Source organism: Erythrobacter sp. JB2-19, from assembly GCF_057365005.1.
The window spans coordinates 740,929-764,398 of the sequence record NZ_CP200290.1; the positions used below are offsets into that span (position 1 = coordinate 740,929).

Sequence of the window (23,470 nt, forward strand, 5' to 3'; positions counted from 1 at the left end):
TCAAATCCTATTGCGGCCAATTCGGAAATGCTGTTCGCACGGAGCCATCTGGCCCAGTTCTGATTGTAACTTTTATGCCACTTGGTGTCACATAGCCGTCTTTCACACCAACAATAGGGTTTTTAAGAGCGCCAGCAATCTCATCCAAAACCCTCTGTGAATTCCATTCGCGCGGAAAGAAGGTTGATCGGCCGCCATTATTGGTCTTCTGCACGTAATTCCCCTGTGCATCGCAACAAATTTCTACTCTTGCTTGAAATACTCCGCTCCCTCCTGAATCTAGCGCGATGCTACTTTCATCAATATCGATGTTCTTAGAATTCGCGTAGTGCGCACCGGTCGAACTGCTACCACTCGCATTAACGTTACCCTCGATAATGTGTGTTTGGGTTGATGGATCAATATCCGGATTATTGGGGTCCGGCGTAAATCTTTCGGGACGCGGCGCGGGCGCACCATCACCAAGGCCCGCTTCCGCATCCGTATCCGGCGCATTGGCGCTGCCATTTGGCGGGTTGTTTGCGTCGCCACCTGTGTCAGAGTCTCCATTGGTCCGTGTATTGGGCGCGTCTGGGGCAAGCCGTCCCAGTCCTTTCGAGCCGATTGTTTCGATACCGAGTATAGCGCCCGCTGCCAGCGCCTGTGCTTCGATCCGACCCTGTTCTTCGGGGCTGGCGTTGAGATAATCCTCGTAGCTTTGCCCGGCGCGTTCCAGATATTCGCGCACCGGAGTTTCGTTGCGAAGAACACCTTCATCAAACCCACGGATCAGAGCCTCTGCCGTCGCCGCGCCGACTTCAGCCGGATCAGCGCCCAAATCGCCGAAGAATTGCACCGAGCCGAGAATGGCCTCGTCAAGCAGGCGGTTGACCTCAGCCTCGCGTGTTTTCTCTCTTTCAAAGGCATCGATATCTGCCTGCGATGCACCCTCGGCGCGAAGCTCAGCAACGCCTTCCTCGATATTCGCACTGGCTGCAGCAAAGCGTTCATCTACGCTCTCTTTAAGAGCGGCAACCGTTTCGTCGAAGATGCCAGTACGCGGCAATTCTCCTGCACGCTCCGCATCCTCATAGAGATTGCTGACATACAGGCTTACGATCTGCTCTTCGCTTAGAACGCTTTCCAGCGCCGAGATGCCAAGATCCGTTAGCGCACTGTTCTCGCCATCAGAGGTGTTGAGATCAGCCAAAGCGCGTGCGCGCACTGCATCTGGCGCATCGGCAAGTCTTTCACCCAATTCGCGAGCCAGAGGATCATCGCTATTGCGCAGTGCATCAATTTGAACTTTGGCTTGTTCCCTGCCGACGAGGTTCTGCTCGATGGCAATCAGCTCACCGATCTGCGTCGTTTCCTGAATCCGAGCGATGTCCTCTTCGCTTGCACCCAGCTCTTTCTCTCGCTCGATCAGCGTCTCTTTAAGTTCCGAAATCTTAGCATCGCAGTTTGCGTTGCCGCGGAAGCATTCTTCAAGGTCTGCTGTGGTGAAGCCAAACCGTTCCTTGAATTCCTGAACGTCTGGACGCGCTAGGAGCGCATCAAGAGCCTCTCTTTGTGTCACGCAATTTGGCCCGTCGGGTGACGAACAAGGCTGTAGAACGATACCAAGAACTTCATTATTCTCGGTTTCGATCTGCGCAGCGGTCACAGCGGCGGCGGCGTCGATGCCGGCGGCGGCGGCGATACCGCCAATGATGGTTGCGACCAGGTCTACGCGGGCCTGCTGGTCCGACAGCGTCGCATCATCGATAATCCGGCCATTCTCATCCAGCTTGACCGTATCTGGATCATACGTCGTGCTGTCTGCGTCCAGCGCGCTGTTGATCAGCGCATTGACGACCACGCTGGCCGATGCGCCCAAAGCGGCACTACCGCAATCGCCCTGACCGCTGGCCTGCGCGCCGCCGCATGCGACAATCCCTTGCAACACAGTCCGAACAGTCTCGCTCGTCTCATTGGCCGAGACCGTGACTGTACCGTCTTCATTGCGCGTTCTGGTCAGCAGGCTGTCGGCGATATCCTTCACCTCACTCACCGCCAGCGACTGAATCACATTGACCGCAGCGGAGCGGGCCAGATCGGTCAGACCGCCAGCGACATTGCCGCCAGCTGCGCCGTTAATGGCGGTGGCCGCGATCCGCGCAGGGGAGCCTGCACCGAACGTGTCTTTGATCGCATCTGCATCGCTGCGCAGCTTGTTGGCCCGATCGGTGTCGCCCGCCGCTTCTGCAGCGTCCGCTTCGGCGCGCAGGTCCGCCTCATCACTCGCACGATTGGCAAAGAAGGTGCTGGTCTGCTCGATCAGCTCGCGCGTTACGGCAAAGCCCTGCGCGATCTCCTCGCGCCGTGCAGCGTCAAACGCCTGCACCAATGCGCCGTCATTTGCGGCGTCGGTATCGCGGTTGATCGTCTGGGTGAGCGCTGCGCTGTCTTCATCGCCGCTGGTGATGGTAATCCCGCCCGCTGCAATCGCGCTGAGCGTGGTGCCGGACTGATCGCCCGAGGCCCCCAGCACGGACGGTGCGCCCGCAGACAGAGTGCCGCCATTACCCAGAGCAATCCCGCCCGTACTGCCGCCGGAACGGCTCGCATCGGCTTCTTGATTGTCATTCCGGCCAGCAGAACCCCGGCTGTTATCGCCGCCGCCAAGGCCAGCGAGAGAGCCAGACAGGTTGAGCGAGGAGGCATCATAGCTCTCGCTGTTCTCAATATCGCTGGCGGTCAGAGTGCCCGTGGTCAGCTGATTATCAGCCGGATCCGCAGTGGAGGCGATGACGCCGCCCACCAGATTGGTGGAGATCGGCTCAATCCTACTCAAGGTTACATAAGTGACACCTCAGCTTTTGCCGTCATCCGCCGCAAGCCCAGCATTTGTGCGGGTTTGCGCGGATGGATAGCGCCGGCGCCCACAGAGGCAGAACGCAACATGATTTCCTACAAGGGCTTGCAGGACGGGTCGTGTGTAGCGCCACCGGAGCTCGTGAGAGTTCAGTATACTGTCCCCGGAATTTGTTGCCCCAACTATTTCAACACCGACTAGCGTGACATTACCCGCAATCTTGCCAGCAATTTCCCCTGCTCTTCGGGACTAGCGTTGAGGTATTCTTCCACATGCGATCCAGCCTCCTCTAACGAGTCAAGAACGACTTCATCAATGTGCAGAAGAGTTTCGTCGAATAACGATGATTGCAGTGCAATTCACCCTCAAAGTTACGCTTTATAGTCTTCAAACTCCCAAGCAAAATGGCGGGCAAGAGCTTCATAGGTTTCTTCCCATGAGGGGCGTGCACATTCCGCAACCCTCTGTTCAATCATGTGCCTGATCGCCGCCGGGTCATAGTCTCGCACGATCATATGATGGCGCCCCCATTTAGGCCCATCTTTTTGTATTGCGTGATCAAACGCGCGCGGGGTGCCTAAAGTTAATTGATACATATGTCCGCCATCTACGCCGTCTTCGCCAATAAGTAGATCAATGCTACACCAAAAATTTTCCGGAATTTCCGGATTGAATTCATCAATTGAAAAGGCAGCATTGACGGAAAGTGATTTTATTTTTGGCTTCTGCAATTTAATTTCCAGTTATGTTGAGGTGACCGTTTGACAAAGTCTCACCTGTATTCGGATCTCGTGTTTGAAAGTTCGCTTGAACACCAGTTGGAGCTAAGCTCCTAGGGGAATTAGGTTTTGCCTTGGGATAACGATATACCCGAGTCCCGTCCGCGCTGATTAGTCCGCCACCATCACTAAGGGGTCTAGCGCCATCTCCAACAAAAATCTTTCCTAGGCGATCTGAATCCGCCCTTGAACCTGTGCCGATCGAAAAATTACCTTGCCCCGACAATGCACTAGCTAACCGTGCATCTTGGCGCGCAATATTTGCGAGGTTTTCCTCACGGAGTTGGTCGGACAATTGGGGAGAAGTCGCGGCATTAGCTGTTCCCTCAGCCGTTATCGGGTCGTTTGTTTCGACGTCTGGTGTCTCAGCATCAACATCAGGCCCATCTGCCCGGGTATTTGTGGCATCCGGAACCATGCGTCCCAGACCTTTTGCACCGATGACCTCAACACCGACTAGCGTAATATTACCCGCAATCTTACCGGCGATTTCTCCCTGCTTTTCCGGGCTGGCGTTGAGGTATTCTTCTACACTCGACCCAGCCTCCTCCAACGAGTCAAGAACGGCTTTATCATTGCGCAAGATACCTTCATCGATACCACGTATCGTAGCTTCCAAAGCATCATAACCGACATCACCCGGATCAGCCGTCAGGTCTGCAAAAAATTGGACTTGATCGGCAATGCCAACATTTACCGTATGTTCAAATTGAGCAATCGCAGTCGCCAATCTAACATAGTCAGCAATATCTTCGTCAGTCTCACCGCGATCACGCAAGATGTCAGCTTGCTTCTGGATTTCCGCCAAATCTGTCGCCAAATCGGCATCCTGATCGGCTCTGAAGCTCGCGATATTGTCGTCCACTGATCCGGTACGCGGGACTTCGCCGGCCCGCTCAGCGTCTTCGCGAAGATTGGCAAGGTAAATGTCGACGATATCTTCTTCGGAATAGATGCTGGTTATGAGCGAAATACCCAATTCCGTAACAATTCCCGTTTCACCGTCTGGTTCACTAAGTGCTGCATATGCGCGAGCACGCACAGCTGATGGCTGATCGAGCAGCTTCTCGGCCAAAAGTGGGTTGGCTATCTGAATCTGGGCTAAGTTGTTAAGCTCCTCATTTGACAGGTTCGCGAACTCAGCTGCACGGTCAGGGCTTGCTGCTATGATTGCATCGATGTTTTGTTGAACCGCATCGCGCGCTTCGTTGAAAACCCGTATTTGCTCCGCTCTCTCAGCAGTCGCAATCGCGGCAGAAAATGCCTTGGCCAACCTATCCAATGCGGGGTCAAAATTCACAACCTTCGAAGGGTCATCTCCTGCACCAACATATGCGTTGTAACGGGCAAGCAATTCTTCGTCAGTTTCACCATCCAAACGCGCTGCTTCTAAAGCTGCGCGAAGAGCTGGGTTGGCATCTGCAAGTGTTAAAAGGCTGAAGCTCGTTGGCACCGAACCAATGCGAACAATGTCGCCGTTGGGTAACTTGACTTCATTATTCTCCGTCTCGATCTGCGCAGCGGTCACGGCGGCGGCGGCGTCGATGCCGGCGGCGGCGGCGATACCGCCAATGATGGTTGCGACCAGGTCTACGCGGGCCTGCTGGTCCGACAGCGTCGCATCATCGATAATCCGGCCATTCTCATCCAGCTTGACCGTATCTGGATCATACGTCGTGCTGTCTGCGTCCAGCGCGCTGTTGATCAGCGCATTGACGACCACGCTGGCCGATGCGCCCAAAGCGGCACTACCGCAATCGCCCTGACCGCTGGCCTGCGCGCCGCCGCATGCGACAATCCCTTGCAACACAGTCCGAACAGTCTCGCTCGTCTCATTGGCCGAGACCGTGACTGTACCGTCTTCATTGCGCGTTCTGGTCAGCAGGCTGTCGGCGATATCCTTCACCTCACTCACCGCCAGCGACTGAATCACATTGACCGCAGCGGAGCGGGCCAGATCGGTCAGACCGCCAGCGACATTGCCGCCAGCTGCGCCGTTAATGGCGGTGGCCGCGATCCGCGCAGGGGAGCCTGCACCGAACGTGTCTTTGATCGCATCTGCATCGCTGCGCAGCTTGTTGGCCCGATCGGTGTCGCCCGCCGCTTCTGCAGCGTCCGCTTCGGCGCGCAGGTCCGCCTCATCACTCGCACGATTGGCAAAGAAGGTGCTGGTCTGCTCGATCAGCTCGCGCGTTACGGCAAAGCCCTGCGCGATCTCCTCGCGCCGTGCAGCGTCAAACGCCTGCACCAATGCGCCGTCATTTGCGGCGTCGGTATCGCGGTTGATCGTCTGGGTGAGCGCTGCGCTGTCTTCATCGCCGCTGGTGATGGTAATCCCGCCCGCTGCAATCGCGCTGAGCGTGGTGCCGGACTGATCGCCCGAGGCCCCCAGCACGGACGGTGCGCCCGCAGACAGAGTGCCGCCATTACCCAGAGCAATCCCGCCCGTACTGCCGCCGGAACGGCTCGCATCGGCTTCTTGATTGTCATTCCGGCCAGCAGAACCCCGGCTGTTATCGCCGCCGCCAAGGCCAGCGAGAGAGCCAGACAGGTTGAGCGAGGAGGCATCATAGCTCTCGCTGTTCTCAATATCGCTGGCGGTCAGAGTACCCGTTGTCAGCTGATTATCAGCCGGATCCGCAGTGGAGGCGATGACGCCGCCCACCAGATTGGTGTTGCCCGCAACAGTGATGTCAAAGCCGCTTGCTCCGGCGGTAATCCCGGCCTGCTCAGCGACAGAAGCAAAGGAACCATCTTCCCGTGTCCGGCCAACCGAAACAGAACCGCCAATGCCTTGGGATTGCCGGCCACTACCGCCCTCTGCCGAGCCAGTGTTGCCAAAGTCGGCGGAGACAGTAACGCTGATATTACTCTGCCGCGCACGGAAATCAGAGCTGTCTTGCAAGCTTTCAATGGCGAGCGAGCCCGCATCAATCTCCACACGTTTGCCGCTTACTTGGGAACCGATGATCTCCAGCGCATCTGGCGTCGCGATAGTGACTGTCTCGCCAGCGCCGACAATGCTCTCAATATTAGTGACATCACTGCCAGAGCTGTTGCCCTTGCCAAGATTCAGCGAGGCATTGGGTGTGATCCCTTGCGGGCCGAAGGTTACGCCGACGCTGACGCCGCTGCTGGAGTTGCTTGATTGCAGCGTGTCTATTTCTTGCGCGGCTTCGATCGTAATTGGACCTTGCGCAACGAGGCTGAGATCGCGGCCGGCCTCGACTGAAGAACCGGTGATATCGATCGTGCCATTTGCGCCTTCGCCAGTCGCGATGATCGCAACATCCCCGCCGCTAACCTGCGAGCCGATAACGGTTTCATCAACAGTGTTCGTTTCGCTATTCGACTTCGAGAAGCCAACTGAGACGGACACGCTCGGAGCAATTTTTCCACCAGCGAGCACATCTTTGGCGGCATCAACGGTGTTCGCCGCTGCCAATCCGCCAGCAAGACCGGCGACGGCCTTGGTTCGGTCGCTTTCGCTTGTTGCGATAGCTTGTGCAGTGTCAACAATCGCTTGGACGCCGGTGAGAACCGGAATGTTGGCAGAAGCTGTCACCCCAAAAGAGGAAGACTTGCTCTCTGTCCGGCCGATGGAGACGTCGGTAACGTTGGTGATGCCGACGCTTTCACCAATCAGCGCGACTGATCCCGGTGCCGCAACCTGACTGCCGGCGATCGATAGCGCTTCACCCGCGTTGATCGTAACATCGCCAGCGGCTGAACCGATCAGCGAGCCGAGGTTGGTTGTGGCAGTGTTTTCGGACGTATTGCGATTTTTCGATACACCGAGGAACAGCCCGCTGCCGCTGATTGACAGGCCGGATTTCTTCACCTTGACGCTCTGATTGGTAATATCCACCGTCGCCAGCGTTCCGATATCGATGGCGCCAAGAGCGGACAGATCGACATCATTGGTCGCAACGATGTTGCTACCGCGCACGTTGATATCACCGCCCGCGTTGACGACAACTTGATTGCCTTCAAGGGTAGACGCGATGGCCGTTTCGTCGATGATGTTGGTGGTCGTCGTAGTCTTCTTCGACGAGAGGAAACCGGACTTTTTCTTGCGAACGGTGCTGTCCTGCGTGGCCACATCAATGACGCCGGTAATGTTCACATTATTGGCACCAATGGCCGCAACGCCCCCAGCCGCCAGATTTGCACCGACGATATCGACGTCGCCAGGTGTAGTGACGACCAGATTGCCGCCAGCGCTCAATTCGGCGAGCTGATTGGTGACGGTGGTTTCGCTGGAGCGTGTTTTTGTCTTGCGGATATGTGTGCGCAAGTCGCTACTGCTGGTTGATTGAGCGGCCTCCAGCGTCACGCCGCCGCCTGCATCAATCGACAGATCGCCAATGGCCGCAATTTGCGAGCCGGTTACGCTCAGCTGATCACCAGCCGAGATCGAGAGATCTCCGCCAACGGCCACAGTTGAGCCGACGAATTGCGTCGTTTCCGTGGTGATCTCACCATTGTTGCGCCGCTTGCCGAAGAGCTTCTTGCGGTCCTTGTTCCATTCCTCGCTTAAGCTGCTGCTTTCGTTCGTGCCGGTAATATCGACATTGCGGCCCGCCTGAAGCACAGCGTCACCGCCAGCACCGATGGTTGCGGAAACCACATTGATGTCGCGCTGCGCATTCAGCAGCAGATTGTTTTCTGCGACGATTGAGCCGCCGGTGACAGTGGTTTGGCTGCTAGAGCTGCTTTCAAAACGGCGCTTACTCAGGCGTGTGTAAGAACTGTCGCTGGTCGTCTCGGTAACCGGCACGACCGAAATGTCGCGGCCAGCGGACAGCAGAATGTCCCCGCCTGCGATAGATGACGCACCGTTATTGATAATATCGCGAGCAGCGCTGGCGATGACGGTGCCCCCGCGAATGAGGCCGCCTTCTGAATTTACGATGTCATTGCCTGCTGTGAGGCTGACGACATTACGCGCCGAAATTTGACCGGTGTTGCGAATGTCGCCAGCAATATTGGCAACCACATTGGTGCCGGCAATGAGATGGCCGTTTTCAAGTGTTTTCTGATCGCTGGCAGCGAGATACAACACAGGCACCAGAACATCGCGGCCGTCAAGGTCAACATTGATCCACCAGACCAAGCTGGATGTCAGGTTCTCAAGTTGATCGTTGGTAAGTGCAATCCCCAGTTCAAGGCCAAGCGCGGCTTGCTGATCTACAGCGGACTGCATTAGCGCCTCAGCCTGTTCCATAGCGCTGCCATATTGTGGAAGCTGCGCCTGATTGGTTGCTTCCTGTACTTGTTGACTGATCAACTGCGTTTCAAAGAAGCCATCACCAAGCCTTAGGAAATTAGTTTCGCGGTCAATGTTCAGCTGGTCGAAGAAGAAATCGCTGTCGAAGAGGCCTGCAAGATCGCCAAAGCCCGGGTTAGTGGTGAACAGCACATCCGCGTCCGGCGCGTCATTGAAAGTGAACAGGCCGTTCCCATTGGCGAAGCCGAAGCCGCCATTGTCGTTCACAAGATCGAACTGCCCCAGGAAGCCGAGAAGAAACTCGCCTGCCAATCCATCGACGCCAAGAATGGAATTGATTGCAATGCCGCCAAATCCGTCGAGCACCATCGCTTCAGACGCCGATTGGCCGCCAGCAAGCATGCCAGCGTCGATCTGACCGGAGAGTCATTACCCCGGTTTGAGGCAGGTCCGCCATATCCGCTGACAAAATATCCGCGGCACCTGCCTGAGGGGCGGCAGCTGTAATCGACACCGCAGCCGGATTGTTGCTTTCTGCTGCGCCCTGAATTGTACCGCTAACTCCTGCGGTAGCGCCCAGAGCATCATTGGCAATAAGCGCCATTGACGTGCCCGAAACGTCAGCCTGTCCGGCAAGACCGCCAGCGGCAGATCGGTCACCAATGCCCTCGCGAGCGGTAGTTGTCACACCTAGCGGGCTCTGATTTGCGCCGCTGGTCGCGAGCGATACCGCACCCGGACCCACATTCCCGATGCCGCTGACATTGGCGATATTGACCAAGGCAGCGTCCGCCACGGTGTTGCCAGTCGCGCTCCTGCCAGCAGCAACAGCGTTGGTGCCACTTGTGAACGCCTGAGCACCCTGGCCATTGTTTTCGGTTGATCCAACTGCCCCGCCACCCAGCGCGCCGCCAATTGTCGGTGTCATGTTGCCAAGCATTGTCACCGCACCTGCACCATTGCCAGCAATTCCCGCTGCCTCACCGCTCACAAGCGGGGTAGTCTGGCCAGTAAAGTCAGGGCGGCTCCCCTGCGCGCTCGCAGCAGGTACGGACGTATCAGGCGAGGTATCGCCTCCGCCAGCAACCGTTGTGCCTTGAACAACTGTGCCATTGCCCAGTTCATTGGCCGTGATGGTGACTGTACCACCCGCCTGAATGATGGTAGGTAGTGGAACCTCTTCGATTACAGTTTCTTGGCCGGTTACTTGTCGCTCAATGACGCGATAGCGCGTTAGTAAAGCCGGTAGCGGCGCATTAGAACAGGAGCCCGGAACATAACCTGGTATTTGTGCGATGTCGGCGCATGATATGAATGCGTCTTCGACGTACGCGACCTCGACGTCCTCAACGATATCGCGCAACACCGTTTGCGTAAGCGTGCTGGCTACATTGTTCAGCGTGCCGGTGGTAATCGCAATGTTCCGTCCAGCGAGAATTGAGCTATTGCTATTCGTGATCGTTCCAGTTGCGCCGCCATTGATTGTTACGTCACGCGCCGCGACGATTTGCGAGGCTCCAGAGCTTTGAGTAACTGAGTCATTGCCAGAGCCATCAGGTGTGATCACCAGATTTTTAATCCGATTAGTGACATTACCGCTGTTAATCGTAACGTCGCCAGCCAACGCCTCTATGCGGGCGCTGTCATTCAACAGCTCTGTCGCGCTCAGCGTGATATTCCCGAAAGCTGACAGGATCAGGCCTTCGTCATTGTGGATGAGCCCGCGAGCATCCACCGAGAGGTTGTCACCGGCAAACAAAGTGCCTGTATTGATCACATCGCCGGTTGTGTTCAGCGTCAGATCAAAACCTGCTCCGATAAGGCCGCTATTGGTGATGTTAGGCGCATCGATCAGCAAGCTGCCATTGGCCACAAATGCGCCAGTATTATTGAGGTCTACGGCCTGGAAAATGCCCAGCGATCCCGCAGATACATTGCCATCATTCACAAAGCCGAACTGGTCAGCCTGCGTGATAACAGTACCGGCGGCAGTGATGCTTCCGCTGGCCCGGTTTGTTATGGTGGAGTTTGCACTTCTCAGGACAACCGACCCGGTTGAGAAGATGGTGCCGTCATTGCTCAGTGAGCCAGTGGTTTGCAGGTCGATATTGGCCGTCGCACCCTGATTACGGCCCAGCGAAATCACCTGAGCATTGCCCAGCGTCTCAATCTGTCCGCTGTTCAAGATTGTGATGGAGTTTCCAGCATTGGCCGCAACGCGCCGACCGGATTGGATCAGCCCGCCGACAGTGAGATCACGGCTTGCATCAAGAGCAATAAGGTCTCCCGCTGCGACAGTGCCTTGCGCAGTGATATCTGTCGCGGCGATAGCGATGCTGGTGTCGGAAACAAGCAGACCGGTTTCGCTGATCAAAGCAGTGCTATTGCTGCTAGCGCCCGTTATGGCAATCGCGCCGCCTGCCTGGACGCTGCCGGACACCGCAAAGGCGGGGAGGTCCGCATCTGGCGTGGTGAACTGGGCGCCATTGTTAATGGTCAGTGTGCCCGCCGCGAACACATCGCCCGCAACATACTGATTGAACGCCGTAATGCTGGCATTCCCGCCAGCGTATAGATACCCGCGATTACCCGCCGAGCTTTCGACAATAAATCCGCCTAGCACATTGACGGATACGTCCCCGCCAGCTGCCACGAAGCCGGTATCTTCAATCGTCAGACTGATAGGTGTTCCGGTCACGTTAGCAACAGGCACACCGAACGAGCCCGCATTGCTGAAATCGATCGTACCCAGTTGATAAGACTGGCTAGCAATCGTCAGATCGCCCTCAGCAAAAATCAGCCCGCCGACCGTAGTCGCGCCGCCCAAAAGGTCGATATTGTTGCTGGCCACGACTTCACCATTGATGGTGGTCGTGAGGCCGGTATTACCCGCAGCGCCTGTGAAATTGAGCGTGACATTGCCCTCGCCAGGTGCGGCGCTGATCGCTTCGATCCTTCCGGTAGCGCCGACAATCAGGGAGCTCGCATAATCCGCGGTCACCGCATCACTTGCGGAAATCAAGCCATCGACCGACAGGTTGGAAACGCGATTGAGCGTTACGTCACCGCCGAGGGCTTGCAGCGACCCAGCACTGCCCAGGGTCAGGTCTGCGTTCGCTGCGAGACCGTTATTAAAGGCGATGCCACCATCGGCAATGACGGCGCCATTGATAGCTGCATTTGTGGCTGCGCTAAGCGTGATATCGCCGAGCGCGCGTAATACACCGCCATCGACATTCAGGCTGTTGGATGACGCGCTGATATCTCCGCCATCGACACGGCCAGCAACCACGATGGCTTGACCCGCAGCGGTGCTCGTGGACAGATCAACCGCTGTCAAACCAACGACATTGCCGCTAATATCGATCGAGCCGCTGCTAGCGTTGATACCGACTGTAGCCCGGCTCGTCAGATCGCCCGCGATGGTGACATTTTGGGCCGCGAGAACCGCATTGTCAGCAGCATAAAGACTGCCGCTGTTCGCAACCGTGATCGCGCTATCGGCTGCCGAAACAGAAAGCGCACCTGTGCCATCGGACCCTGCGTCTACTGCGCCGCCAATCGTGATATTGCCATTGTTGGCCAAGAGAGTAACATCGCCGTTGGCAAGAATATCACCCGTCGCTGTGATCTCGCGCCCGGCAATAAGAGCATTGGTACCAGCCAAGGCGCTACCCGAGATAGCCACCACGCCATTGGCGCTTTGCACGTCGATGCTAGCATTGCTTTGCAGCGCGCCGCCGACGGTCACGCCGTCGCGCGCGGTGATAGTCGCATCGCCGACCGATTGAATTGTGCCGTTTGCAGTGATGGACTGCACCGCGCCTGTATTGGCAGCGAGCGTCAGCGCGCCCAGCGTTCTCAGAACGCTACTATTGTCAAAGGTGAAAGAGCCGCCCGAAATCGCCAGCGCACCGTCGCTTTCGATTGTCCCCACGACCATGCCCCCTAGCGCCGAGGCAATTGTCACACCGCCATTGATCGAGGCCAGTGTACCCGCCTGGTTGAAGCTATTGGTTGTGATATCGACCGCATTGGCTGCGACAACATCGCCCGCAAGATCGAGCGAGCCAGTCGTGACCAGGCTTAAGCCGCCGCCGACTTCGACTGCACCAGTTGCAGCAACTACACCCGTGGCTACATTGATATCGGCATTGCCAATCGCGCGCAGAGTTCCCGCTATGTCCAAGCTCTGGATATCGAGATCGAGCGCCCCATCGGACTGCAACAACCCACCGTTGCTGATGGCAAGACTGGTTCCCGCACGGTTGAGCGCAATAGAGCTATCGCTAACGACTTGGCCGCCGATAATGATCACGTCACTCTCAAGGTTCAGACCGGTCGCGCCTTGCGCGTACACTGCGCCATTCAGGTCCAGTTGCGTGCCTGAGAGGCCGAGCTGTCCCCCCGCTGCAAAGATGGTCCCGATATTGCTCAGCGACTGGCCGCTGGTGAGCGAAATAGTGTTCGTCGCTGCAATCGTGCCTGCATTGGTCAGATCGCCAGCCGCGCTGACGGTGACAGCCGAGAACTCGCTGCGCAGGGCGCCGATCGTATCAATCTGAACGAGCCCGCTGTTCGCATTTGCCGCGACTGAACCGCTGGCGTTCACTTCGCCGGTGATTGAGACCGAGCCAGCTGCATTCAGGTCAACGCGTCCATCGGTCAGGATCTGACCACTGGTGATCCCGCCGCTCGCGGTTGTGATGGCGACATCGCCAAGTGCCTCGATGCCCAAGGCGTTGCCTGAGCCATTAACGCCATTGCCGAGATTGATGAAGTCGATTGCTGCATCCGCCGAGAGGGTGCCCGTGGTCGCAACTCGGGCCGGTGTGCCGAGGGTGATTGAGCCATTGCTGGCGGTCAGACCGATGCCGACACCAGCATCGTTACCAGCCAGGATCAAGCCATTTAGCGTAATGTCATCACGCGCCGATAGCTTTGTATCGAGCGCGCTGTTGATCGACCCGGTAGCACCGAGAGCAACGGTGCCCGTCGCTGCATCCATCTCGACCGTACGGCCCGAAACTGCACCATCAAGTGCGAGGCCGCCGACATTGATCGTAACATCATTCGCGCTTCGGACGGTGCCGGTGATAAGACCGTTTGCACCAGCCAGATCAAGCGCGCCATTCGCCTCCAGCACGCCGCCAATGGTGAGATTGCCGCCAGGGTTAAGGCCTAGAGTTTCACCTGCGCTGACAAGCCCACCTGCCGTTTGGACAAAGTCACCGGCACGGCGCAAAGTGATCGAACGATTGGTCGCAACTGTTCCGCCGATGGTGAGCGCTGCGCCGCTGTCAATCACAATCGTATTGTCGCTGAGCACGCTGCCGCTAAGCGATACTCCCAGCCCAATTATGTCCACCGCTCCAGCGGATGAAATAATGCCAGCGAGATCAACGCCACCATTGCCATCTATCCGGGTTGTGCCGCCCGCAAACAGGATACTCAGAGCGGATTGCGTGATATCAGTCCCGGCAAGGGACAGCGCGGCGTTGGTCTCAATGGTTCCGTCGAGATCTAGATTGCCGTGCGCCGCGACCGAAATCGCACCGGTTGATGCGATCAACCCACCAAGGGAAGCAGCACCTGCGCTGTCCAGCGTGATGGAGGTAGCTGACAGCATTTCGCTGGTGTCCGCAGCATCAAGCGCATTGACGTTGAGGAGCAGCGCGTCTTGCGATGACAGCAGGCCAGTGAGGTTGAGATTATCGGCGGTCAGCGACAACGCATCTGCGGTGCGGATACCGCCGGAAACAGTCGTCGCTCCGCCAGTAAGGGTAATCGCCTGCAAGGCTGTGAGGTCGCCGCTAATATCGAGAGTGTCACCAGCAACTGCGCTCAATCCGCCAGCCGCTAACACATTGCCATCAACGGCGAGTTCAGTGTCCGCATCAAGCGTGACATCTGCATTGCTTTCAATCCGGCCGAGCACATTCTGGTTGGCCGCGGATACAGTGATCGCGCCATTCGCGCTCAGCGTTGACGCAGAGCCGAGGGTGAAGTCGCCCGCCAAATCAAACATTTGCGTCAGGTCTGAAAAAATCAGCCCGTCAGCCTGCACATTGCGACCCGTAAGGCTCGCCGAGCCACCAGAAATCAACTGGCCTGACTGGGTAAAATCGCGGAACTGTGCATCGATATTACCAGCGGCAGAAACCACACCTGCCAGCGAGAGATCATCAGTCAGTGTAAAATTAATCGTTCCGCCCGACAGTGTCTCGCCAGCCAAATTGCCAGATGCCGCAGCAATCGTGATGGCGCTGAGCGCCTCCAATCCAGTATCCGCCGTCGCAACAATCGCGCCATCGCTCGACAAATCGAGAGCATCGCGGCTCACGATCGAGCCGGTGCCCACTAGGTTAATCCCGCCAATGCCGGACAGCGTTGTGTCGCCCAATGCGAGCACATCGCCATCGATCTGCAAGATGTCGCTCGCCGTCAGGGTGAGCGCAACACCGCTTTGTACGCTGCCGCTATCGGTGATCGTGATCGCCCGTCCGGTTGCATCGAAGCCGGTCTGGCCGACCAGAATTCCAGCAACAGAAATGTCGCGCGCATCGAGATTGATCGCGCCGCCCGAAAAGAGGTTGCCTGTGAGAGCCAGGTCACCTGCTGTGCTGATGGCAAAATCGTCACCTGATGCGAGAGTGCCAGTGTTATTGAGCGCGCCAACAAAGCTCAAATTGAGGGCGTTGTCGCTGCTGATAACGCCCGTATTGGTTATGTCAGATGCAGAAGTGACTGTGAGGTCGCCAGTCGTGGCCAATGTGGCCGGATCTGCGCCCGCCAGCGTCTCAATGGTGACGGACCCCGCCGAGATGACACCTTCTGAAAGACCGGTCAGACGCCCGGTTACATCGAGCGCGCCGGGTGTAGTCACGTTTAGCAAGCCATTGGCCGCAACCGAACCAGCAATGCCGATCTGCGCGGCGTTCAATTCCGTGCTGCCAGCGCCCTCGACACTTCCGCCAATAGACAGCAGGTTGTCACTACTGATTAGCAAGGCACCGTTGCTGCCAGCCAGACCATCAATGGCGATGTCGCCCATGGCGTGCAGTGTTTGCGCGCCGCCCGAGAGCAGCTCGCCTGAGCCCGCGATCGTGAGGTCTTGCTGCGCTTCAACGGTCAGAGTTAAGTCCGACTGAATACCGCCCGAGAGCGACAGATTCCGGCCGGTGATGGTCAGGTTTTCGCCCGCGAGAACCCTCCCGCTGAGGCTACTGTCGTCCGAGCTTGTGAGAGCGATCGCAGCGTTGGTTTGAATAAGGCCAGCCAGATCAATGGCACCCGCATCAATGGTGATGTTTGCATTGCTCAGGACTTCTCCCGCTACGCCGCCTGCAAGGCCACCAGCAACCGATACTGCAATCGTGTCAAGCGCAGCCACACGCCCATCAAGTGATGCGCTTTCGGCTGTGATGCCAATCGCGTTGTCAGACTGGAGCGTACCAGAAAGCAGCAGACTGTTCGCCGCCGCCGCATCTACGTTGCCAACCGCAAAGAGATTGGCTGAAAGGTCAATGTCGCCCGCAATTGCGCTGAGCCGCGCCGCGCCATTGGAGACAACATCTGCCGCAATCGCGATCTCACCAGCCGTGAGCGCAAGGTCGCCCGTGGCTTCGATATTGCCGGTGACGTCAATCAGCCCGCCAGCGTCTACTGACAAAGTATCACCTGCCCTCAGGGCACCGCTGACCGCTGCATCGCCGATAGCGTTGAGGGTCAGTTCACCCACCGATATCACACGCGAGCCGAGCGCAACTGAACCTGCTGCATCAATCGTGGTGGCACCGCCGCTCAGCAATTCGCCTGACGCGTCAGTGCTGAGATCCGTGACGGCCAGCGACACACCGCCCAGTCCCAAAACGCTGCCTGTCACGGCCAGGTTTCTGGCCGTACCATCAAATGCTTGCGCCGCCTCGATAGTGCCGGAAACTGAGATATCTTCGGTCGTCGTAATGCTGATTGCGCCGGCAGAAACGAGTTCGCCAGCATTGCTCAAATTGATAGCCGAAAGCGCAATTGCCCCATCGGCATAAATGGTACCGAGATTGTCGAAAGACGCCGCGCTGTCTGCTGTCAGCGCCGCATTCGTGACCAATTGCGCAGTCGCACCAAGAGCAATCGCTCCTGTGGAGACATCAACCGCATCGACCACCGAAACGCTGCCATCAATCACAACCTCATTGAGCGCGGTGACGGTGAGGCCCGAGAGGCTGACGCTTGTCCCATCGATCAGGACTGAGCCGCCGCGCCAGTGCTGTGAGCCGCCGCTCTGGACCGTACCTGTACTGGTTAAAGCACCGCCACTTTCCAGACTGATACGCTGTTGGCTTGATACGACACCTGCATTGCTGAGTGTGCCCGAGCTCAGCAAGGACACATCGCCGTCGCTGCTCAGCTGAGCAGTGCCTGTGATCGTAATCGTATCGAGCGCTGCTACGTCCAGCGCGCCAGCACTCTGAACGAGCCCTGCCAGGCTGATTGCGGCTGCATCAAGCGCAAGATCGCCGCCAACCGAATACTGCCCTGCAAGCGAGAGCGTTTGCGCCGCAGCGACGCTAAGATTTCCGTCGCTTTGCAGGATGCCAGGGCTGGTAAAGTCTCCGCCAGATGTCAGGGTCAGACTGCCCGAACTGGCAATCGCGCCATTGCTGACAAAATCGCTGGCGGCGCTGATCACCGCGTCACCTGCGGTAAAGATTGTCCCGTCATTGACGAGAGAGCTGAGGTCCAGTGACAGGCTCGACCCGCTGGTGATGCCCGCATTGCTGCCGATAGCCAGGGCAGATCCATCTGAGGCACTAACGCCCGCTACGCCCAGCACATCGCCGCTTATGCCGATAGTGTCCGCCAACAGGGCAAGTTGAGCGTTGCTTTCAACTGATCCAGCAAGGGTTAGGTTACTTGCCGACACAAGTGTAATGTCGCCTTGCGCAGCTAGAGAGCCGGAGTAGTCGATACCGCCAGCAGCCACATCGGCCAGAAGGTCAGCATTGCTAGTGATCGCGCCTGCGCCAGTTAGGGCATTGGCGGTAAGCAGGACGGCACCATCGGCCAGGATCTGACCATCTTGAACTAGTAGACCCTCCACGGAAATAGAGCCCGCTGCGCCCAGCGTAATCGTGGCATCGGTCAGCAAATCGTTGCCGACGTCCAAAGTGGCAACATCGACGGACACAAGCGAACCGGAGAGGCTTGCGGAACCAGTTGTGCTTAGCGCGAATACGCTGCCGCTTTGCACATCACTCGATGCCGCAAATTCCAGCGTATCGGCGCTAATGGAAATGCCAGTGCCGCCGATGACACTGCCGGAGTTCCGCACACCGCTAGTGGCCGTGATAGTGAGATCTTCAATGCTTTGAAGGATCGCTGCGCTATTGAGTTCACCAGCAGTAAGGCTCAGCGTATTGGCACTGAAAAGGCCGTCCAGATTGACCGTGCCATTGGCTGATACCGCGATGTCGCCACTGGCAATAAGGCGGCTGTCTCCACCGGTGCCTAGCAACGCCGTATCGACCACAATCGAGCCAGCACTTTCAACAGTGCCATCAATAGTGATCGCTGAAACGGTATTGAGCGAGATCGATCGGCTAGCATTAAGATCGCCGCTAACAGTGAGGGTGTCGGCGCTGATATCGAGCGTGCTGTTGGTGGCGAGCAAACCGGGAAGCTCGGTATTCTCTGTGTCCACCGACACAGCGCCAAGGGCAGTGACGATGCCGTCCAACACTGCGCTATTGCCGGCAACCAGCGAAAGACTGTCATTCGAGGCAATCACGCCGCTGTTTGTCAAATCAGTGGCTGCGATTACGATCTCGTCCACCCGCCAAAATGCTGCCGGTATTGTCCAACCCTGTATCTACAGTGATCGTCAGTGCGTCGTCCGCAATCAAATCGCCTGCGAGAGATGCCATTTCAGCTTGCAGGGACAAAGTACCGCCAGCCTGCACCGCGCCGTTATCACCAAACGCGCCCAGGACCGTCAGATCGAGAGCCCCGTCCGAGGCAATCTGACCGAGGTTCTGAAAATCACCATTGATCGCCAGTGACAGCGCCTCTCCGGCAAAAAGAAGACCAGCATTGTCGAACTGATCGAGATCAAGCGTGATCGCCTGGGCAGACAAAAGCGCGGCATTTTCACTGATTGACAATCGATCAAGGTCATTGCCGGTGAGTGGGCCGAGCGCACTCACGGTGCCATTTACAAGCAGCGCGCTGGCGGCGAAATCAATCCCGTCATTGCTCTGTACAGTGCCGCCTACGGTCACTTGATCGGCGGCAAGCGTAACTGCGCCGTTGGCCGAAATTGTTCCATAGTTGGATAGCGTGCCGGCTGCAGTCAGCGATCCTGAAGCACCAAACGCGATCGTCGCGTTCTGAACAAGATTGCCAGCTGTCTGGAGGGTTGCATCCCCGACCGAGAGGATATTGCCCGAAAGTGTCAGGTCGTTATTGGTAGCAATGGACAGCGCCCCGCCGCTTTGCAGCTCGCTGCTTTCAGCAAGTGCGAGTGCCGATGCGTTCAGCGCGAGGTTTTCAACTGCGAAAACACCCCCGCTGTTGGCGATGCTGTCCGCGCCGATTTCAACATTGCGGCCGCTCAGCGTGCCCGAAATATCCACGAAGTCCTGCGCTGTAATCATGAGCGCATCATTCGTGGCGATAAAGCCTGCAATGTCGGTTTGCGTGCCACCTAGGCCAATTGTGCCGTTGGCCTGCAATTCGCCTGCCACCGAGAGGTTCTCGCTCGCGGTTAGCGTCGCCTCGCCGCCAACCGAGGTGACACCTGCAAGTGCAATATTTGTGGCCGCGAGATCGACATTGCCATCGGCCACTTGCACCGAGCCAGCATGACTAACAATGCCGGTGGCGCTCTGCATCGACAAATCGCCACTGGTCGAAATCTGACCTGAAAGAGCCACATCAGCGGCCATAAGATCGACATTGCCAACGGCTGCAACAGCACCGCCAAGGTTGGCTGTGCCATCGGTTTCGAGCGCAATCGCGCCATTTGCGCTGATAACACCGTCAGAAGACAGCGCCGCTGCCGCATCAAGCACAATATCGCTACCCGAAAGCACAGCACCGGCATTGCTCAGCTGACCTGTGGTCGTAAGGGCTACCCCTCCAACACCGAGCAGAGTGCCCTCATTGGCAATACTATCCGCGCTGCCATTCAGAACGCCGTTTGTCTGAGCCGACGCGCCATCAGCAATATCAAGAGATGTGCCTGCGCTAAGCGAGATAGATTCGAGTCCGATCGCATCGCCGGTAAGGGCGATGGCATCGCCGGAAATCGCGAGATTGCCATTGCCGGTGACTGCGCCCGCAAGGGTGATTTGATTGCCTGTCAGCGTCAGATCACTCTGCGATTGCAACTGGCCACTGATCGCCAAGTCGCCATCCGCGCTCAGCGCCAACGTGTTGGCAGACAATATGGCATTCTGACTAAAATCAATTGCGCCTGCGTCGACTACGGCGGCACCCGTTGCGAGAATCCGAGTCGCATTGACCGTAAGCGCCCCGCCAGCGGAGATGTTCAGCGCGCTTGTTCCATCGAGCTGACCCGATGGGTTGAGGCCTGCGTAAAGCCCTTGAGCTGCCAGATCAGTATTGCCGCCAGAAACAAGCGCAATGTTGCCACCAGCACCGACAAAACCGCCGCGCTGGGCAATATTGTCCCCGGCATTCAGCGTTAGATTACCAGCGCCATAGAGGCGCTCGTCAATAGTGATGTTGCCGTCTGTCGACCTTAGTTCCACGTCACCAGCACTAACCGCATTGCGTACAGCGATCGTGCCGTCAGCGGTGATCTCAAGCGGGCCGTCAAGCGCAGTCAGCGTTCCGCGAAGATTGATACCCATGCCATCGCCGGTACCGATCAAACGGATACGGTTGGCAAACATACCGCCAAGCAGGCTGGAATCGATCACTACTCGGGGCTGGCCAGTGCCGTTGCCAGATGCGGTGCGAGCATCGTAGTCAAATTGGCCATTCCCTGCCGCGATCACGAGATCTTGAGCAAACAAATCGGCGTTGAGGCTACTTGACGCGGTAACAATATCGAAAAAGTCAATATTTCCAGCCAGCAAACCGTCCCCTTCGATAAGCACGTCGCCGCGAGACGTCACAAATCCCGTAAACGATCCGTTCTCATCAAAGGTAATTCGACCCGTAGATAGAGAGACACGATTGATGTTGATAAAGCCACAGCCATTGCACGTGATGCCTGCTTCATTTGCCAAAACAAATGCGGCGGTCGGTCCAAAAATTTCGATCGGCCCGAACAGGTCAGAGCGATTGGAGCTGACAACCTCGCTCAGGATTAGTGAGGCATTATCGCTGCCGCGCAGATTTGGGTTTGCCAGCAACTGGCCACCCAGAACAGTATCGCCAATCTGCTTGCTATTATTGAGGATCAGCCCTTCGCGGTTGACGTTGAAACGATCAAACCGGTTGTAAGAGGTGCCGTCGCCATCTGGGGGCGCGATGTTGACAATTGGTGTGCCGGTCGGCGTGACATCCAGCGTAGTAGAATCATCGGCCGGTGCCACTGGCGGAGTAGCAACCGGAGGCGTCGACTGCGCACTGAGGCTGGCGCCCAGTCCAAGTACGAGGCCCATGGCAGTTGATGTTTTGAGAAACTTCATTGGTATGTAGCCCCGTTCAAATTCCAAGCCGCGCCGAAAACGCGAGTTCGACGTCTTTGCGCTCGACAAAGACAGGTGCGCTCAACGGTCGCGATGCAGAAAACTCCAAAATGACCCAGCGGCTCGCGTAGCGCAGGCCCAGGGTCGCAGAGTGGAGGAAGCCGCGCTCAAAACTGTCTTCGCCGCGACTGAATATGCCGCCCGCGTCGTAGCCGACATAAGTCGACAAACGTCCCTCCCAATCAGCGTTGTCAACAAAGGCAGTAATCACAGGCACTTCGGCTTGCTGGCGCACGGTGATGCCGCTGCGCCCGCTCAATCCGTCATCGCGAAAGCCGCGCACGGTTGAGCTGCCGCCCAGGTTGAAACGGTTTGCAGAGAACACGGCGTCCAACGCCGTTTGCCCGCGTGCGAAAGCCGAATAGCCAACTCGCAGATTGCCGATTTGAAACGGCTGGCGATAGCCGAGTGAGGCGTCGAGCACGGTAAAAGTCAGTCCCGGTCCGCTAGATCCAGTATCCGCGGCATTGGCGCCCAGAACGTCGAGCCCGCGCGTGATCCCCACACTCGCAGTTAACAGGCCGCGCTTGAGGAGCTGTTGTAGGCGCGCATCGACTGATCCAGTTGCCAAGCGAAATGAGCTGGTTGACAGGCGAATGCCCTGAATACGGTTTTCAGTGTCGGTGACCGCCAGCGTTGCAGAAACCGACGCTTTTGTGTCGGCGTCGCGGTAGACTAAGCGGTCAAGAGTGGCGGATGCGTTCCAGCTATCACCATCGCTCACAAAGCTTTGGCCGTTGGCATCGAGCACGCTTTCATATTCGAACCGTCCGGCATTGGCACTGAGCGTCCAATAACCATAGGGCACCGATACAAAGCCGCCGAACCCCTTGCTCCCACGGTTGCGGTCATCTTCGACAGATCGGGTCACATACAAAGACCAGAAGTCGGCAACTCCAAGAATGTTGTCGGCATCAAGGGCGATATTGCCCTGTATTCTGCCAGTCGCGATTGAACCGTCGTTGTTGGCAGATACGGATGGACGAATGATCGGCGCGAGCGCTTGTCGTGCTACTTTGACAGCGCTCGTACCTGGTAAGTTTCCGGGTTCGATATCGATTTTCGCTTCGTACGAGGGCAGCCGCGCGAGCTGGTCTACGCCTTGCTCAAGATCGCGCAGGTTGAGCAGATCGTTTTTGCGGCTTGGGAAGGCCGCACGCAGAGCAGCATCGCCATATCCATTGGCCTCTGCATCGCCAATGCCATCAAGCGTGCCCTCAACCACGGTGATGTCGAGCACGCCATCATTCAGATCTTGCGGGCCGACCACTGCTCGCGAGGTGATGTAACCATCCTCGATATAGGTGTTAGTTATGACGCGAAGAGCTTCGTTGATCGTGCCAAGGCTGGTGCAATCGCTGATCATCTTGGCCAGTTCTCTGGCAAACTTTGCCTCATCGTAAATCGTCATGCCGACGATGTTGACTTTGGTAACGGTGATGCACTGTTCGTTGTCATCAGTCGCAACGTCCGGCTGAGTAATTAGTTGTCCAGAAGGCGCCGTTTGTTGTCGCTCAAGTAGATCCTGCTCGCGCGCTCTCTGGCGCTCCAATTCGCGTTCTTGCAGCCGCTCAGCCTCGCGCACAACCGCGTCCGGCTGCGCCTGCGCAAGGGCTGGCCCTGAAAATAAAAAAAGCGCGCCAACCGGCAGAAAAATCCCAATAAAACGCACAGCGACCTCGAATTACTTTTATAACTCGAGCTATGCCGTTTTCAGTCTAAGAATTCGTAAATAGTTTTACGTGGATCTGTGTTTACCTGAATTAAACTATGATAAACGGGATCGGCCCATGGAGCGGCCCCTGTCATATCTCGGATTTCTTGGCGTTTGTGTGCAGCCTACCAGATATGAAGATGGTACTATGTGTACAAGGCGGACTCTTCTCTTGAGGGTTTCGAGGCCCCT

6 protein-coding genes are annotated in these 23,470 nt (G+C 57.2%); all 6 read right to left on the reverse strand.

The window, feature by feature from the left end; genetic code table 11:
• Positions 1 to 7: 7 nt before the first annotated feature.
• Positions 8 to 2,815, reverse strand: a complete 2,808-nt coding sequence (locus AC0V6O_RS03770) for an EndoU domain-containing protein (protein WP_486141659.1) — start codon at positions 2,813 to 2,815, stop codon at positions 8 to 10.
• Between the two features lie 392 nt (positions 2,816 to 3,207).
• On the reverse strand, positions 3,208 to 3,567 hold the full coding sequence (locus tag AC0V6O_RS03775) for an immunity 8 family protein (protein WP_486141661.1): 360 nt from the start codon (positions 3,565 to 3,567) through the stop codon (positions 3,208 to 3,210).
• A 1-nt stretch (position 3,568) separates the two neighbouring features.
• Positions 3,569 to 9,247 (reverse strand): hemagglutinin repeat-containing protein, encoded by a 5,679-nt coding sequence (locus tag AC0V6O_RS03780; RefSeq protein ID WP_486141663.1) that lies wholly within the window; start codon positions 9,245 to 9,247, stop codon positions 3,569 to 3,571.
• The gene (locus tag AC0V6O_RS03785) at positions 9,219 to 18,677 is read right to left on the reverse strand and encodes a beta strand repeat-containing protein (RefSeq protein ID WP_486141665.1); all 9,459 of its coding nucleotides are present in this window, start codon (positions 18,675 to 18,677) and stop codon (positions 9,219 to 9,221) included. The genes AC0V6O_RS03780 and AC0V6O_RS03785 overlap by 29 nt, the downstream gene beginning before the upstream one ends.
• Positions 18,649 to 21,504 carry a two-partner secretion domain-containing protein gene (locus tag AC0V6O_RS03790; RefSeq protein ID WP_486141667.1) on the reverse strand — a complete coding sequence of 952 codons (2,856 nt, stop codon included), beginning with the start codon at positions 21,502 to 21,504 and terminating at the stop codon, positions 18,649 to 18,651. Before AC0V6O_RS03790 ends, AC0V6O_RS03785 begins: the two co-directional genes overlap by 29 nt.
• Positions 21,505 to 21,520: 16 nt before the next feature.
• On the reverse strand, positions 21,521 to 23,149 hold the full coding sequence (locus AC0V6O_RS03795) for a ShlB/FhaC/HecB family hemolysin secretion/activation protein (protein ID WP_486141669.1): 1,629 nt from the start codon (positions 23,147 to 23,149) through the stop codon (positions 21,521 to 21,523).
• Between the last annotated feature and the right edge of the window lie 321 nt (positions 23,150 to 23,470).

Bases quoted from the DNA above. Each gene is read 5' to 3' on its own strand.
- AC0V6O_RS03790 (WP_486141667.1), bottom strand. From the start codon at position 21,504: ATGAAGTTTCTCAAAACATCAACTGCCATGGGCCTCGTACTTGGACTG.
- AC0V6O_RS03780 (WP_486141663.1), bottom strand. From the start codon at position 9,247: ATGCTTGCTGGCGGCCAATCGGCGTCTGAAGCGATGGTGCTCGACGGA.